This window comes from Micromonospora violae (assembly GCF_004217135.1).
Taxonomy (GTDB): Bacteria; Actinomycetota; Actinomycetes; order Mycobacteriales; family Micromonosporaceae; genus Micromonospora; species Micromonospora violae.
In genome coordinates this window covers 2,263,962-2,279,745 of sequence record NZ_SHKK01000001.1, presented here as the reverse complement: position 1 = coordinate 2,279,745, position 15,784 = coordinate 2,263,962, and the positions used below count along the sequence as shown (strand labels likewise).

Genomic DNA, 15,784 nt, shown 5'->3' with positions numbered 1-15,784 from the left:
AGCGTTAATCAGGCGGCGAACCGTCACATCCGCCCGATACTCTTCCTGCGCGCGTCGTCGTCCTGGTACGACGCGCCCCGCGCCTGGTCGGCGCGGCATCGCCGCCACCGCCCACCATCGGCCGGCTCAATCGACTTCAGGAGAGTTAGTGACACAGCAATCCGTCGCGACATCGGACAAACTCGACGCCGCGGTGCTCAAGGTGGCGGGTGTCGTCGTCCTTGGCGCGATCATGTCGATCCTCGACGTGACGGTGGTCAGCGTGGCGCTGCCCAAATTCCAGAGCGAGTTCGACGCGTCCTACGCCCGTGTCGCCTGGACCATGACCGCCTACACCCTCGCGCTCGCCACCGTGATCCCGCTCAGCGGGTGGGCGGCGGATCGGTTCGGCACCAAACGGCTCTACATGGTGGCGCTGACCCTGTTCACCATCGGGTCGGGGCTCTGCGCCACGGCCGACACGATCGGTGAGCTGATCGGCTACCGGGTCCTGCAGGGCCTCGGTGGCGGCATGCTCATGCCGTTGGGCATGACCATCATGACCCGGGCGGCCGGCCCGCACCGGATCGGCCGGTTGATGGCCGTCCTCGGCATCCCGATGCTGCTCGGGCCGATCGGTGGTCCGATCCTTGGTGGCTGGTTGATCGACACCGCGAGCTGGCACTGGATCTTCCTGATCAACCTGCCGATCGGCGTGATCGCCCTGATCTACGCGCAGTTCGCGCTGCCGAAGGACGCGCCCGAGCCGTCCGAGTCGCTCGACTTCGTCGGCATGATCATGCTCTCGCCGGGCCTCGCCCTCTTCCTCTACGGCGTCTCGTCCCTGCCGGAGGTGGGCAGCTTCGCCGAGGCCAAGGTGTGGGCCCCGATGCTGGTCGGCGGCGCGCTGGTGGTGGCGTTCGTGCTCTACTCGTTCAAGCCCCGGCACCCTCTGCTCGACCTACGGCTGTTCCGCAACCGCAGCCTGACCATCGCGTCGGTGACGATGTTCGTGTTCATCATCGCGTTCATGGGCGCCGGTCTGCTCTTCCCGAGCTACTTCCTCCAGGTGCGCGGCGAGTCGACGCTGGCCGCCGGCCTGTTGATGGCCCCGCAGGGCATCGGCGCGATGATCACCATGCCGATCGCCGGCACGCTGGCCGACCGGGTGCCGATCGGGCGTACCGTCCCGTTCGCGCTGGGTCTCATCGTCATCGGGTTCTTCGGTTTCACCCAGGTCGACCCGCAGACGTCGTACTGGCTGCTCGGTGCGTCGCTGTTCGTGATGGGTCTGGGCATGGGCGGCACGATGATGCCGATCATGACGTCGGCGTTGCGGACGTTGCAGGCGCAGGAGGTGGCGCGCGGCTCGACGCTGGTCAACATCCTCCAGCAGATCGGCGGGTCGGTCGGCGCCGCCGTGATGTCGGTGATCCTCACCAACGAGCTGAACGGCTCCCGGCCGATCCCCGGCCTGGTCGACGAGGCCGGCAAGCCGGTCACCGAAGCCGGGTTGGCCATCGCCTCCCAGCAGCGGCCGGCGCTGCTTCAGCAGATGCCGGTGGACCCGTCGCTCATCGAGCGCGGGCTCGACTTCGCCGCCAAGTCGTTCGCCACCACGTTCTGGGTCGCGTTCGCGCTGGTCGTGCTCACGTTCATCCCGGCCGCACTGCTGCCGCGCCGACGTCAGCCGGCGCAGCTCGACGACCCGCAGGGCGAGCAGGTCAAGACGCCCGTCGTCATCCACTGACCGAAAACCGCCGCGCTCGGCACCCCGTGAGGTGCCGAGCGCGGCGGTTACGGTGTCAGCGCAACGGACCGTCGCCGGGCCCGTCCGGGTCCTCGACCACGTGGATCGCCGCTTCCTCGGCGCTGGCCCCACCACCGTCGATGCCGGCGTCCCACGCCACCGACTCGGCCTCGTCGTCCTCGCCGAAGCCCTCGTCGTAGGCGACCAGCCGACCGGCGCGGGCCTCCAACTCGTACCCCCGGCGGGTCAGCTCGTCCTCGTCGTCGCCGCCCTCGGCGTACGGGTCGACATCCGGCACCTCCTGGGCGAGGTGTTGCGCCAGGGACTCGCCCGCGCGCTCCTCGGCCGGCGTGGTGCCGAACCGGTTCGCCGCCGTCCAGTGGTCCTCGGCGACGATGCCGGTGTCGAGGGGGTCGCCGACCCGGTCGTCGTCCAGGGTGTCGGAGGCGTCCAGCACCCCGTCGTCCTCGGCCACGTTCCACTCGTCGACGGAATCCATCCGTTCGGTCTGGCTCACGGCGGTCTCCTCTTGGTCACGGGTGCAGCAAAGTGCCCAGCCTATGACCGTCCAACGCGAGTGAGCCCCGAGGTCTGCCCGCTGTGACGAACCGCCCTCGGGGCGTGCTGTCCCGCGCGGGTTCAGCGCTTCAGCAGCTCCACCACGGCATCGGTGAACTCCACCGGCTGCTCGATGTGCCCGAAGTGCCCGCTGTGCTCCAGCGTCACCAGCCGCGAGTCCGCCAGGCCCGCGTGCAGCTGCTCGGCCCAGCGGGGGCCGCAGATGAAGTCGTACGCGCCGACGATGACCACGACGGGCACGGTGATCTCACCGAGGTTCGCCCGGACGTCGAAGGGGGTCGGGTCCTGCGCGCCGGCCGGCGTCGACCAGATCCGGACGGCCGCCTGAAACGGTGCGAACTCGTCCTGTCGGCCCCAGAAGTCCGCGAAGTACACCGGCAGGGCGGCACGCAGAGCGGCCCCCAACGACTCGTCGTCCGTCGCGCCACCGATCTGCGCGAACGCGGCCGGGACCGCGGCGGCCTCCGGCCGGTCCGGGTGCCGCTGCGGGTAGGCGGCGAGGCTGCCCATGGCCTCGGCCCAGAACTCGCCGCCGGTGACGGGTGAGGTGTCGTACAGGGCGAGGCCGGCGACCCGGTCCGGGTGGGTGAGGGCGTAGCGCTGGGCGACGAAACCGCCGTGCGAGTGCCCGAGCAGGTACACCCGCGGTTCGCCCAGGTGCTCGACGACGGCGTGCAGGAACCGGACATACGTGTCGAGACGGTAATCCTCGGGGTTGTCGAGCTGACCCGACGCGCCCGTGCCCACCGGCTCGACGTAGACCATGGTGAAGTGCGCCTCAAGGCTGGGCGTGCGCAGGTACGCCCACTCGATACCCGGGCCACCGGAGTGGGCCACACAGACCGGGCCGGCGCCCGCGACGTGGTAGACCTGCCGAACACCGTCGACGGTGAAGGTGTGGGCACCGGGTGCGAGGGCGCTGACGTCGTGGCTGGTGGAACCCATGAACTATCTCCCGATCCGAGACCCGCGCGGCGTCCGCCGACACGGCAACTGGTGCATGACACGAACCAGATGCGCGGGTCGCCGGGAAAGTTCGCTCGGTCGGGAAATCTTTCTCAGCCCAGCCCAGCCCAGCCTGGGGCGGGGTCAGCCCAGCGCGGGGGCGGGGTGGAAGAGGGTGAGCTGCCGCACCCGACCCTCGCGCAGCACCTGCAACCACAACGCCGCCGGCGGGCAGTGCTCCGGGTCGTCGGGCGGGCTGATCAGGTCGGTCTCCCAGATCAGCACGTCGCCGCTGGCCACCACGTTGCGCAGCCGCTGACGTACCCCGGCGGCCAGGTCGCAGTTCATGCCGTTGATCGCCATGTCGCGGCCGCCGCGCGGGCCACCCGGCACGATCATCTCGGCATTCGGCCACCAGCTGTCGCGGACCACCTGTTCGAAGTCGCCGCCCATCGCAGTGCTGATCATGTCGCGGCCCTCCCGCCACCGCGAGTCGTTCGAGGCGGCGACATCCGCGTACGCCGTGTCCGCCGCCGTTCGGAGGCCGCCGGCGAGCGCGCGTCGGGCGTGGCTGAGGCGGCTGCGGACGGTGCCGACCGGCACGCCGCACACGGCCGCGATCTGCTCGTACGAGGACGCGTCGCTGAAGTACCGCAGCAGGGTGACGAGCCGGTCAGGTTCGGACAACTGCCCGATGGAGTGCCACACCCAGTCGCGCATCGCGGCCCGGTCCAGCGCCTCCTCCGGGGTGGGTGTGTCGGCGGGGCCGGCGAACCATTCGGGTTCGGCGACCGGGAGGGCTCTGGGCTTGCGCAACATCATCCGGCTGTTGTTGCGGACGATGGTCCGCAACCAGGGGCCGACGGCGCTCGGGTCGCGGACCTCTCCGAGGCGACCCAGGGCGACGACCATCGTGTCCTGCACCACGTCCTCGGCGTCCGGACCGTAACCGAGGATGCTCAACGCGACGGCCCGCATGCCGGCCTCGTGCCGGGCCAGAAGCGCCCCGAGTGCGGCCGCGTCTCCCGACTGCGCGAGCACCACCAGGTCCGCGTCGCTCTGCGTCACGTCCAGTTCCTCCCCGAAACGCCTGTTCTGAAAGCTTGTGCTCCATCAAGCCTACGGCGGGCCGGCGCGCCGATGCCCTGGCCGGTCGGTCGTCCCTACGCTGCGGATGTGCTGGTGGCGCGGCTGCTGAACTGCCGCAGGTGCGCGATCAACTCCGGCGGCTCGTGCACCTGCATGTCGCAACCGAGGGTCAGCGGGCGCCACTGGTGGTCCCGTCGGTGCCCGGCTACGGTTTCTCGCAGGCGCCGCCGGCCGAATTCAGATGCAGCGGTGGATGAGCGGTGGCGTGGACCATCACGCGCTGCTGCGGGCCGCGCCGAAGGAGTTCACCATGACGGTGCCGACGCCGGAGCAGGCCATCGACCGGGATCCGGGCAACTACTTCGTGGCGATGGATGAGCCGCTGGCGCACACGGTGGACATCCGCACGTTCTTCGCGGGCCTGCGATGACCGAGCTGAGCTGGGATCAGGTGTCCGCCCGACGGCTTGCCCGGCACCGGCTCTCCCCGTCGGCGGCGGACGCGGCACCGGACGCGGCACCGGACGCCGGCCGCGTCGCGGACGTGGTGTCGTCGATGTGCGGCGCGCACGCCCAGGTCGCGTCGGCAGCGGAGCTGTCCATCGGGCTGCGGGTGCCGGGCGCGACCCGTGCTCTGGTACGCCGGGCACTGTGGACGGATCGCACGCTGGTGAAGACCCGTGGGCCACGCGGCACGGTGCACCTGCTCGCCGCAGCGGACCTGCCGATGTGGGTCGGCGCGCTGACCGCGTTGCCGGCCCCGTCGTGGGAGCGCAGTGTGGTGCTGCTGACGCCCCGGCAGACCGAGCAGGTCCTCGCGGCCATCGGCGACGCGGTCGCCGAGGTCGACCTGACCACCGCCGAGCTGACCGAGGAGATCGTCGCTCGTACCGGCCCGTGGGCGGGTGACCTGGTGATGGAGGCCTTTCAGGACATGTGGCCCCGGTGGGTCGCCGCGATGCCCGCCGCCACCCGGAGCGGTGTGGTCTGCTTCGGCCCGAACCGTGGTCGGGTCACCACGTACACCAGCCCGACGAGGTGGCTGTCCACCTTCGCGCCGATGCCCGGTCGCGCCGCCCTGGCCGCACTCGTGGCCAGCTACCTGTACGCCTACGGCCCGGCCACCCCGGCGCAGTTCGCCAGGTGGCTGGCGGTCCCCTCGGAATGGGGGACGTGGCTGTTCGGCTCGCTCGACCTGACCGAGGTGACGGTGGAGGGCACCCGGGCCTGGGTGGCCGCCGACGACACCGACTTCCCCGACGACCGACCGTCCGGGATGCGGCTGCTGCCCTACTTCGACGCGTACGCGGTCGGCTGCCACCCGCGTGAGCGGCTCTTTCCGGGCGTAGCCGCCCACCGGGCGCTCGCCGGCGGCCAGGCCGGCAACTATCCGGTGGTGCTGATCGACGGGGTGGTCGCCGGCGTGTGGCACCAACGTCGCTCCGGCCGCTCGATCCGGGTCACCGTCGAGCCGCTGCGGGAGCTCGACGCCGCCCACCAGCGGGCGCTGGGGGAGGAGGTCGAACGGGTCGGCGAGATCCTGGAGGGCAAGGCGTCGCTGACCATCGGCACCATCAGTGTCGGTCCGCACGCCTGACACCACGCCGACCAGACGGCTGGGCCAGGATGAGAGCGTGCACCCCGAACCGGTCGACCACGCGCCCCGGCAGGCGTTCCCCTGGGCGCTCCTGCGCCAGCGCTGGGAGGAACTCACCTTCCTGCACTGGGCGGTCGATCCGGAACTCGTCGCGCCGTTGCTGCCCGCCGGCACCCGTCCGGACACGCTGGACGGGGTCAGCTACGTCGGCCTGATCGGCTTCCGGATGGTCGGGCTGGGCTTCGGCCGTGGCCCGGGAGTGCCCTACTTCGGCACCTTCGCCGAGACCAACGTCCGGCTCTACTCCGTCGACGACGCCGGCCGACGAGCTGTCGTGTTCCGGTCGCTGGACGCGTCCCGCCTGGTGCCGGTGCTGGTGGCGCGGGCGACGCTGCGGCTGCCGTACCTCTGGTCGTCGATGCGGATGGAACGCGACGGCGACCGCCGCACCTACCGGTGCCGGCGGCGCTGGCCCGGGCCGGCCGGCACGACGAGCCGGATGGTGGTGCGGGTGGGCGACCGGATCGGCGACCCGACCCCGCTCGAACACTTCGTCACCGCCCGCTGGGGGCTGCACACCCGGGCGTACGGGCGCACGCTGCACCTGCCGAACTGGCATCCGAGCTGGCCGTTGCACCGGTGCGAGCTGCTGCACCTGGATGACGAGTTGGTCGCCGCGGCCGGGTTGCCGGCACCGGTCGGGCCGCCGGTCAGCGTGCTCTACTCGCCCGGTGTCGGGGTCAGGTTCGGCCCGCCGGTGGCGGCCCGGCCGGATGGTGCCGGGCCGCCGCAGGCTCAGTAGCGGCCGCCCTCGGGCGCGGGCAGCGCGTCCAGGTCGGTCAGGTCCTCGGCGCTGAGCCGCACGTCGGCGGCCGCACAGTTGTCCAGCAGGTACTTCGGCGTCTTGGTGCCGGGGATCGGGATGACCTGGTCACCCTGGGCGACCACCCAGGCGAGGGCGACCTGCGCGGGGCTGACGCCCGCCCGGTCGGCGATCTCCCGGACCCGGGCGACGATGGCGAGGTTGGCGCGCAGCGCGTCCTGCTGGAAGCGCGGCAGGCCGCGCCGGAAGTCGTCGGCGGGCAGGTCGTCGAACGAGCTGAACCGGCCGGCGAGGAAACCGCGACCGAGTGGGGAGAACGGCAGGAAGGCGATGCCCTGCTGGGCGCAGTACGGCAGCACCTCGGTCAACGGGTCGCGGGTCCACAGTGACAGCTCGGACTGCACCGACGCGACCGGGTGCACCGCCTGGGCCCGCACGATCTGGGCGACCGTCACCTCGGAGAGCCCGATCTGCCGCGCCTTGCCCGCCGCCACGACCTCGGCCATCGCACCCCAGGACTCCTCGATGGGCACGTGCGGGTCGACCCGGTGCAACTGGTAGAGGTCGACGTGGTCGGTGCCGAGCCGGCGCAGGCTCTCGTCGATCGCCGCGCGGATGTGCTCCGGGCGGCCGTTGTTGCCGATCGTCGGTGAGTTGCCGGGGCCGCCGGTGGGGGAGGTGGCCACCAGGCCGACCTTCGTGGCCAGCACGGCCCGCGACCGGTGGCCGCCGGCCAGCGCCCGCCCGACCAACTCCTCGTTGGTGTACGGCCCGTACACGTCCGATGTGTCGATCAGCGTCGCGCCCAGGTCCAGTGCCTGTCGGATGACGGAGATCGACGTGTCGTCGTCGCGCGGGCCGGTGATGTCGTAGCCGTGGCTCATGCCCATGCAGCCGAGGCCGATGACGCCGACCTCGGGCCCGGTGCTGCCCAGCGTGGTGGTTCGCATGCGCCCCACGCTACGACCGGGCCGGTCGACCCGCCGAGGTGGGCGCGGCTGTTCCCGGGCGCGTGACGACTCTCACCGGAAACGGACTCAAGAGTCCGGTACGGTGGGTGTTAAGCGGACCCACGAGTCCGGATAAGCCCTGACCCAGGAGGAACCCCATGACCCCGGTACGGATCAGCGACGCCCTGCGCGCAGTGGTCTTCGAGCCCACCCGCGACCTGACCACGGCGCTCGACGAGTTCTACGCCCCCGACTACACCCACCGCAGCGACGGCGAGACCCTCGACCGGGCCGGATTCGTCGAGATGGTGACCCGGGTACGCGGTCAGATCGTCGGCGGCACCGTGCAGGTCCTCGACGAACTGCGCGACGGCCTCCGCTACGCCGAACGACACGTCTTCGAGATCACCATGGCCGACGGGTCGACCGCCAAGCGGGAGATCGCCATCTTCGGCACGTACGCCGAGGATGGCCGCTTCCGCCACCTCAGCGAGACGGGCTTCGACCTGCCCGCCTGACCCCACCCCGACCACCCGACACCGGAGAGAGAGCCATGCCCCGCCTTACCGACCCTGACCCGAACGCGATTCCCGCCGACGTCCGCGACTTCCTGTCCGCCCTGCCCCCCGATCCGATGGTCAAGATGCTGACCCACTCGGTCGGTACGGTGACACCCTTCATTCAGCTCGCCAGGGCGCAGTTCACCGCGCTGGAGCTGTCCGCCCGCTCGCGGGAACTGGTCATCCTGACGGTGGCCGAGTACACCGGGTGCGAGTTCGTGGCGGCCCAGCACCGCCCGATGGCCGAGGCGGCCGGCGTCGACCAGCGCACCCGCGAGATCATCAGCAGCCGGGACATCGACAATCCGCACCTCTCCGCGTACGACCGGGTGCTCATCCGGTTCGCCGCCGAGGTGGTGCGGTCGCCGCGCGTCCCCGACGACCTGTTCGACCAGGTGCGAAACATCCTCAGCGAGCGTGAGATCGTCGAGGCGCTCCAGCTGATCGGCTACTACTGGTCGTTCGGCCGAGTGGCCACGGTGCTCAACGTCGAACTCACCGCCGTGTACGGCGACGAGCCGTTGCTGACCGCCGACACCGAGCGGGCAGACTGAGACCATGACCGCGCCGACGCCGAGTGACCCGGATGCTCCCCATCGGCGCCTGGACGCCCGCCGCAACCAGGAGCGGGTCATCGCCGCCGCCCGGGAGCTCTTCAGCGAGCAGGGGCTCCAGGTGACGGTGCCGCAGGTGGCGGAGCGGGCCGGGGTGGGTCGCGCGACGGTGTACCGCAGCTACCCCAGCAAGGAAGACCTGATCGTCGCGGTCGTCCAGCAGCAGTTTGAGGAGCTGGAGCAGCGCATCCACGCGGCGCTCGACGGTGTCGACGCGTACCGGGAGTGGTGTTCCTTCGTGCCCGACCTGTTCGGACGCCTCGCGCGCGACCGGGTCCTCGCCGACGCGTTCTTTGAGGGCCGGCTGGTGCCCGCCGCGCACATCCTGGGTCTGATCGGGCAGCTGGTGGCGGCGGCCCGGTCGTCCGGCAAGATCCGCCCGGACGCCGGGGAGTTGGACATTCGGGTGGTTCTCTGCGGGACGGTCCGGCAGCTCATCGTGCTCGACGAGCGCGACCCGGCGGTGTGGCGCCGCTACGCCGACCTGGTGCTCAACGCGCTGCGGCCCTGAGACACCCAGCCCCGGGCCTGGCGGACAGGTGACCCCGGGCGGTATGCTCCGCCGCGATGATCACCTCCGCTCTTCTCAGATTGGGGGTCCGATCCGCGAACGGTGAGTGCTGATGCACCCCCGGGCCGCGGATGCGGATTCTCGACTGTCCTGCTGGCGTCGCGTGCGCGAGTTCGCCGTGCCGCCGTCCATGATCGAGCGAGCGGCTGCTCGCCGCTTGGTCGGTGACTGGGGCGGCGCGTGTGCCGCCGCTCGCGTCGATGTCGACATCAGCCTGCGCGCGGTCGCCCACCGCCACGGGCGCGAGCTGGCGGCTCGGCTTCGGGCGGACCTCCGTCACCTGGCCCCTGACCTGTTGCGCTGGCACTTCCCGAGGGTCGCCCCCGACGGTCTGCTGCGGCCGGGCCTGACCATCGCCCTGATCCGGTACGACCCGGAGCAGTCCACCGCCGGCGCGGTGCACCTGGTGGCCCGTACTCCACCGGCCTGGGCCGACGCCGGGCAACGGATCAGCCTCGGACTGTGCGACGGGTCCGGCCCGGATCCCCGCCCCGACCAGCGCTTCCGTCTCGACCTGCACCGTCACCTGTTCGATGCGCGCCGGACTGCTGAGTTGGCGACGCGATCGGGGGCGGGCCAGGCTCCGGCCGCGATCGACGGCAGCCCCGACGAACTGGGTGGCGTGCTGCGGTACGCCACCGACCGCTGGCCGGCCGAGGCGGCGCTCCTGCTCGCGGCCGAGGGGCGGACCAGCGGTGCCATCGCGGTGCGGCTCGGCACCGGACGCCGGCTGGTCCTGCACGTTGGCGTCCGAGCGGGCGCGGACGGTCTCCGGTCGGCCGTGGCACGGGTGGGGACACCTGCCGGCGGCACGCACCTGCCGGTGCTGCCCGACGCCGCGACCTGGGTGCTGCCCGATCTGGCGCTGCTGCGCGCCGGGCTGATCGAGCCCGCCGGACTGCACCCCCTGGTCGCGGCGGCGCTGGTGCCCGACCAGCCGGTGCCCACCCGCGCGGCGGCGACGGATCGGGCCGTGGCAGCGCGCCTGGTGTCGTGCCGAGGCGCCCAGCACCGCATCGGCCTGGTCGACGGGGTGCTCGCCGCGCTGGATCACGACCCGGCCGAGATCCGCCGGGAGGAACTGCTGACTGCGCTCACCGGGACCCCGCTGCCCTGCCTGCGGGCCATCGACGAGGCGCACCGACAACCGGAGTGCCTGCCCGACGTGCGGGCGCGGCTCGACCACGGTGACACCGCGGGCGCGCTGGCCACCGTCGAGGCCCTGCTCGGCCCCGAGGCGCTGCTGCGCGACGGCGCTCTGCGCGACGAACTTGAGGTCGCCGCACAGCGGCGGCTCACCCACGGACTGTTCCGGGCCGGCCTGATCGAGGCCGGGCGCGGCCCCACCGCCGCTGAACCGCGCCGCTCGGGCGGGCGCCGCCGGCGCACGCGCCAGGCGACGTTCGGCTGACCGACAACCCCGCCTTCCCGGTACGGCTCCCACCCCACCCACGCGAACCCAAAGGTGATGACCATGTCTGCGTCCAGTCCTCAGCTCGATGTCGCCAACGGCCTGCTCGCCCTGCTCGGCGCGACCACCACCGAACCCCGCACCGACACCCAGTTGTCGGCCCTCACCCTGACCGTGGCGGCCGATCTGCCCGTCCTGCTCTGGGGGGCGCCCGGCATCGGCAAGACGGCGGCCCTGAACCACCTGGCCGAGACCCTGGACCTGCCACTGACCACTGTCGTCGCCAGCGTGCACGAGCCGTCCGACTTCTCCGGCCTGCCGATCGTCGGCGACGACCCGGCGACCCAGGGTGTTCCGATGGCTCCGCCGGACTGGGCGGTGCGCCTGGTCCGGGCGGGTCGGGGCCTGCTCTTCCTCGACGAGTTGTCCACCGCGCCGCCCGCCGTCCAGGCCGCCCTGTTGCGCCTCGTGCTGGAGCGCCGCGTCGGCGCCCTGCGGTTGCCACCGGGCGTACGGATCGTCGCCGCCGCCAACCCCCGGTCCTCGGCCGCCGAGGGATGGGAGCTGAGTCCGCCACTGGCCAACCGCTTCGTCCATCTCCAGTGGACCCACGACCACGAGGTCGTCGTACGCGGGCTGGGCGGCACCTGGCCCCGGCCGGCGCTACCCCGGCTCGATCCGGACCTACTGCCGGAGGCCGTCGCCTTCGCCCGCCGGGCGGTGTGCGGCCTGTTGTCGGTCCGTCCGGACCTCGTGCACCGGCTGCCCACCACCGATGCCGCCCGTGGTGGGCCCTGGCCGTCGCCCCGGAGTTGGGAGATGGCCCTGCGCCTGACCGCCTTCGCGACGGCGGCGGGCGTCTCCCGTGAGGTGCTGTCGATCCTGGTCCGGGGCACGGTCGGCGACGGCCCCGGGTTGGAGCTGCTGGCCAGCATGGACCGGATGGACCTGCCCGACCCGGAGGACCTGCTGGCCGACCCGGCAGCGGCGACGCTGCCCGAACGCGGTGACCTGCGCCAGGCCGTGTTGGACGCGGTGGTCGCGGCGGTCCGCAACCGCCCGGAACGGTCCCGGTGGGACGCGGCGTGGGTGCTGTTGGCGCGGGCCGTGGAGACCGGCGCACCGGATCTGGTGGTGGTTCCCGCGACCACTCTCGCCACCCTGCGCCGCGAGGACTGGGATGTGCCCGCCACGATCGAACGCCTCGCCGGGGCGGTGTCGCTGTCCCGGCGGGCCGACGCGGCGGCGACCCGGATCGCGGCCGCCGCCGGGGCTGGACGATGAACGCCGGGAATTCGCCGCCGCTCGACGTCGACAGGCTGTACGCAGCCCGCCTGTACGCCGCCCGGGTGCGCCCCTACCTGGCGACGGCGTTGTTCGCCCTGCACCCGGTGGCGTCGCGGCGGGTGCCGACGATGGCGGTGGACCGGCACTGGCGCTGCTACGTCTCACCTGCGTTCGTGGACCGCACCCCGCTGGAGGAACTCGCCGGGGTGTGGGTGCACGAGGTGTCGCACCTGCTGCGCGACCACCACGGCCGGGGTGACCGGGTGGCCCGGGACCGGGGACTGACCGGCCCGGGGGAGCGGCTGCGCATCAACATCGCCGCGGACTGCGAGATCAACGACGACGTCTTCGGGGACGGGCTGACGATGCCCGCGGGCGCCGTCCGGCCGGAGTCGCTGGGGCTCGACCACGGGGAGCTGATGGAGGACTACCTGCGCCAGTTCGGGCTGGGCCCGCGTACCCAGGGGCTGGTCTGGTTGGACTGCGGCAGTGGCGCGGACGGGTTGGACCGCGAGTGGGACCTCGGACCGGACGGCGCGAACGGTCTCAGCGAGCAGGAACGTGACGCGATCCGGTTCCGGGTGGCGGAGGGCATCACCGGCCACCCGGGAACCGTGCCCGGCGGGTGGCGACGGTGGGCGGAGGAGGCGTTCCACCCGCCGCAACCGTGGCGTGACCTGCTGGGGGCGGCGGTCCGTTCGGCGGCGGTGATGGCCGGGACCGGTGCGGACTACAGCTATGGTCGGCCGTCGCGGCGATCCCACGGCGTGCCGGGGGTGATCCTGCCCAGCCTGCGCCACCGGCCTCCGACGGTGTGCGTGATCGTCGACACCTCCGGGTCGGTCAGCGACGCCGAGCTGGGTAGCGCGCTGCTCGAGGTGGCGGCGATATCCCGCGCGGTGGGCGGTCGCCGCGACCTGGTGAGCGTGTTGCCCTGCGACGCGACGGCCCAGGTCGTGCACGCGCTGTGCCGCGCCCAGGAGATCCCGCTGATCGGCGGTGGAGGCACGGATCTGCGGACCGGCTTCACCCGGGCGCAGCGAATGCGGCCGGACGTCATCGTGGCGCTCACCGACGGACAGACGCCCTGGCCGAGTGCCCGGCCGCTGGCGGGGACCGTCGTGGGGCTCTTTCCCCGCTCCCGCGGGTCGTGGACCGAGAACGCGGACCGGGTGCCGGTCACCCCGCCGGCGTGGGCGCGGGTGGTGACCATCGGGCCGCGCTGACCCTGACCCCCTGGCCGGCGGGAAATCCGTGGTCCGACCTTGAATTGAGACCATCATCAACAACGCGGTCACCGCCGGGGTGTACGTGATCGTCGACTGGCACGCGCACGAGGCGCAGAACAACCAGTCCCAGGCGGTTGCGTTCTTCGGTGACCTGGCCCGCCGGTACGGCCACCTGCCCAACGTCATCTGGGAGCCCTACAACGAGCCGTTGCAGGTGAGCTGGGCCAACGTCATCAAGCCGTACCACCAGGCGGTGGTGTCCGCGATCCGCGCCGCCGACCCGGACAACATCATCGTGCTCGGCACCCCGACCTGGTCACAGGACGTGGACGTCGCGGCGGCCAGCCCGGTCAGCGGCACCAACCTGATGTACACGCTGCACTTCTACTCCTGCACGCACGGGTCGTCGCTGCGCGCCAAGGGGGACGCCGCCATCCGCGCGGGTCTGGCGCTGTTCGTGACGGAGTGGGGGGCCAGCAACGCCGACGGCGGCCTGGACGGCCGGGCCTGCCTGCCGGAGGCGCAGTCCTGGATCGACTGGATGACGGCGAACGGCGTCTCCTGGACGGCCTGGAAGCTCGACGTCGGCACTGACACCACCAACCTGCTCAGCCCGGGCGCGCCGGTGACCGGCGGGTGGACCAACTACCTGCACGGGCACGCGCCGTTCGTGGTGGCGAACATGAGGTGACCCTGGTCGCTGCGGGGCCGTGATCGATCGAATCGCGACTGGTGATGTCGGGTGTCCAGGCCGGCGGGAGGCCCCGACATCACCAGGCACTGTCGGACGGGTCAGGGGGTGAAGGCCCGCCGGTACGCGGTAGGGGTGGTAGCGAAGGCCCGTTGGAAATGCGCCCGCAGGTTGGTCGCCGTGCCCAGGCCGGTGCGCCGTGCGACCTCGTCCACGGTGATGTCGCCGTTCTCGAGCAGCGTGCAGGCGGCGCGCAGCCGTTGCTGGATCAGCCAGGCTCGGGGGCTCATCCGGAACCGGTTCTGGAAGCTGCGGTGCAGAGTGCGGCTGGACATCACCCCCTGCCGGGCAAGGTCCGCGACGGTGATCCGACGATGCAGGTTGCTGATCGCCCACGCGGTGACCGCAACCAGCTCGTCGTCCTCACCTTCGCCGCCGACCGGAATGAACTGTGCCTGGCCGCCGGCCCGGTGCAGTGGGGTGACCAGGTGACGGGCCCGGTGGATGGCGACATCCTGCCCGTGGTCGCGGCCGACCAGGTAGAGGCACAGGTCGAGGCCGGCGGCGAGCCCGGCGCTGGTCAGCACCTCGCCCTCGTCGATATAGAGCGCATTCGGGTCCACCAGCACCCGGGGGTGCTCGTCCGCGAGCGCGTCGGCGTGCGCCCAGTGGGTGGTCGCGCGGCGGCCATCGAGCAGACCGGCCTGGGCCAGCGCGAAGGCGCCCGTGCAGATCGACGCGATGCGGGTGCCCCGACCGTGCGCCAGCCGTAGCGCTTCGAGGGCGCGCTTCGGTGCCGGGCCGCGGCGGAATCCGGGCACGATCACGGTGTCGGCGTCGTCGAGGGCGTCAAGCGTCGCGGCGACGGTCAGCCCCAGGCCGGCGGTGGTGGTGGAGACCGGGCCGCTGTCCAGTGCGCACACCGTCGTCGCATACCGGCCGTGGCCCTCGTGGCCGAAGACCTGCGTCGCGATGGTCAGGTCGAAGGCGACGACCCTGGGTAGGGCGAGGACGGCGACCCGATGCGTGGCGGAACTCTTACGCATGATGGCAAGGATGCCACTCGCCGCCGTGCGGTCGTGCGGCGATCCTGAGCGGTATGCGAATCGAGATCGTGGTGTTCGACGGCTTCGACGAACTGGACGTCTTCGGGCCGTTCGAGGTGCTGTCGATGGCCGGGTTCGATGTGCGGCTGGTCGCCGTCGAACGGCCAGCCCTGGTCACCAGCATGCGGGGCGTCCACCTCCAGGTCACCGAGGTGCTGAGCCAGGCCGACGGTGTAATCGTCCCCGGTGGAGGGTGGTTGAACCGGGCCGCCGAGGGTGCCTGGGCCCAGGCGCAGCGCGGCGTGCTCCCGGCCAGGCTGGCCGCGCTGGCGCCGTCGGCGCGTTGGATGGCGTCGGTGTGCACCGGTGCGCTGCTCCTCGCAGCCGCCGGTCTGCTGAGTGGCCGGCGGGCGACCACCAACCGCAACGCGTACGACGAGTTGCGCGCGCGGGAGGTCACGGTGCTCGACGAGCGGGTGGTCGACGACGGTGACCGGGTCACCGCCGGCGCTCTCTCGGCCGGGCTCGATCTGGGCCTGTGGCTCACCGAACGGGAACTCGGCGCCGACACGGCGAACCGGGTCGCCGCGACCATCGAGTACCGGCCGCAGACCCGCTGACGGCGCGACCCCATCGGCTGGCTGACCACCCGCGCTGAGCAGCC

General features: G+C 72.1%; 17 protein-coding genes. 12 read left to right on the top strand and 5 right to left on the bottom strand.

The window, feature by feature from the left end:
• The first annotated feature begins 148 nt into the window (after window positions 1–148).
• A complete protein-coding gene (locus EV382_RS10415; protein ID WP_130401356.1) occupies window positions 149–1,729 on the top strand; it encodes a DHA2 family efflux MFS transporter permease subunit in 1,581 nt (526 codons plus the stop codon).
• Between the two features lie 55 nt (window positions 1,730–1,784).
• Here the strand turns inward: EV382_RS10415 and EV382_RS10410 are convergent, their stop codons facing one another.
• From EV382_RS10410 to EV382_RS10400, 3 genes are all read right to left on the bottom strand, one after another.
• Window positions 1,785–2,246, bottom strand: a complete 462-nt coding sequence (locus tag EV382_RS10410) for a DUF5709 domain-containing protein (RefSeq protein ID WP_130401355.1) — start codon at window positions 2,244–2,246, stop codon at window positions 1,785–1,787.
• Window positions 2,247–2,368: 122 nt separating this feature from the next.
• Window positions 2,369–3,253 carry an alpha/beta fold hydrolase gene (locus EV382_RS10405; protein WP_130401354.1) on the bottom strand — a complete coding sequence of 295 codons (885 nt, stop codon included), beginning with the start codon at window positions 3,251–3,253 and terminating at the stop codon, window positions 2,369–2,371.
• 144 nt (window positions 3,254–3,397) lie between these two features.
• Window positions 3,398–4,321 (bottom strand): RNA polymerase sigma factor, encoded by a 924-nt coding sequence (locus EV382_RS10400; RefSeq protein ID WP_130401353.1) that lies wholly within the window; start codon window positions 4,319–4,321, stop codon window positions 3,398–3,400.
• A 274-nt stretch (window positions 4,322–4,595) separates the two neighbouring features.
• Between EV382_RS10400 and EV382_RS10395 the strand changes: the two genes are divergently transcribed.
• From EV382_RS10395 to EV382_RS10385, 3 genes are read left to right on the top strand one after another with little or no spacing between them, the layout of a single operon-like run.
• Window positions 4,596–4,772 carry a hypothetical protein gene (locus EV382_RS10395; RefSeq protein ID WP_208758362.1) on the top strand — a complete coding sequence of 59 codons (177 nt, stop codon included), beginning with the start codon at window positions 4,596–4,598 and terminating at the stop codon, window positions 4,770–4,772.
• Window positions 4,769–5,938: a winged helix DNA-binding domain-containing protein gene (locus EV382_RS10390; protein WP_130401352.1), complete on the top strand. Its 1,170-nt coding sequence runs from the start codon at window positions 4,769–4,771 to the stop codon at window positions 5,936–5,938. Before EV382_RS10395 ends, EV382_RS10390 begins: the two co-directional genes overlap by 4 nt.
• Window positions 5,939–5,975: 37 nt before the next feature.
• Complete coding sequence (locus EV382_RS10385) at window positions 5,976–6,740, top strand: YqjF family protein (RefSeq protein ID WP_130401351.1); 765 nt, start codon at window positions 5,976–5,978, stop codon at window positions 6,738–6,740.
• Here EV382_RS10385 and EV382_RS10380 read toward each other — a convergent pair.
• The gene (locus tag EV382_RS10380; RefSeq protein WP_130401350.1) at window positions 6,734–7,711 is read right to left on the bottom strand and encodes an aldo/keto reductase; all 978 of its coding nucleotides are present in this window, start codon (window positions 7,709–7,711) and stop codon (window positions 6,734–6,736) included. The two genes, EV382_RS10385 and EV382_RS10380, sit on opposite strands and share 7 nt — an antisense overlap.
• Window positions 7,712–7,869: 158 nt before the next feature.
• Here EV382_RS10380 and EV382_RS10375 point away from each other — a divergent pair, with 158 nt between their 5' ends.
• From EV382_RS10375 to EV382_RS10345, 7 genes are all read left to right on the top strand, one after another.
• Window positions 7,870–8,229, top strand: a complete 360-nt coding sequence (locus EV382_RS10375; protein ID WP_130401349.1) for a nuclear transport factor 2 family protein — start codon at window positions 7,870–7,872, stop codon at window positions 8,227–8,229.
• A 35-nt stretch (window positions 8,230–8,264) separates the two neighbouring features.
• Entirely contained in the window at window positions 8,265–8,825 is a 561-nt protein-coding gene (locus EV382_RS10370) for a carboxymuconolactone decarboxylase family protein (protein ID WP_130401348.1), read from the top strand.
• Window positions 8,826–8,829: 4 nt separating this feature from the next.
• On the top strand, window positions 8,830–9,396 hold the full coding sequence (locus EV382_RS10365) for a TetR/AcrR family transcriptional regulator (protein WP_130401347.1): 567 nt from the start codon (window positions 8,830–8,832) through the stop codon (window positions 9,394–9,396).
• Between the two features lie 112 nt (window positions 9,397–9,508).
• The gene (locus EV382_RS10360; protein WP_130401346.1) at window positions 9,509–10,867 is read left to right on the top strand and encodes a hypothetical protein; all 1,359 of its coding nucleotides are present in this window, start codon (window positions 9,509–9,511) and stop codon (window positions 10,865–10,867) included.
• 57 nt (window positions 10,868–10,924) lie between these two features.
• Window positions 10,925–12,151 carry an AAA family ATPase gene (locus EV382_RS10355; protein WP_130401345.1) on the top strand — a complete coding sequence of 409 codons (1,227 nt, stop codon included), beginning with the start codon at window positions 10,925–10,927 and terminating at the stop codon, window positions 12,149–12,151.
• Window positions 12,148–13,380, top strand: a complete 1,233-nt coding sequence (locus tag EV382_RS10350; RefSeq protein ID WP_130401344.1) for a vWA domain-containing protein — start codon at window positions 12,148–12,150, stop codon at window positions 13,378–13,380. The genes EV382_RS10355 and EV382_RS10350 overlap by 4 nt, the downstream gene beginning before the upstream one ends.
• Before the next feature lie 43 nt (window positions 13,381–13,423).
• Entirely contained in the window at window positions 13,424–14,074 is a 651-nt protein-coding gene (locus EV382_RS10345) for a cellulase family glycosylhydrolase (RefSeq protein WP_130401343.1), read from the top strand.
• A 101-nt stretch (window positions 14,075–14,175) separates the two neighbouring features.
• Here EV382_RS10345 and EV382_RS10340 read toward each other — a convergent pair whose 3' ends face one another.
• Window positions 14,176–15,120: a GlxA family transcriptional regulator gene (locus tag EV382_RS10340; protein ID WP_130401342.1), complete on the bottom strand. Its 945-nt coding sequence runs from the start codon at window positions 15,118–15,120 to the stop codon at window positions 14,176–14,178.
• Window positions 15,121–15,173: 53 nt separating this feature from the next.
• On the opposite strand from EV382_RS10340, the gene EV382_RS10335 reads away from it, so the two are divergent.
• On the top strand, window positions 15,174–15,740 hold the full coding sequence (locus EV382_RS10335; protein WP_130401341.1) for a DJ-1/PfpI family protein: 567 nt from the start codon (window positions 15,174–15,176) through the stop codon (window positions 15,738–15,740).
• The last annotated feature ends 44 nt before the right edge of the window (window positions 15,741–15,784 follow it).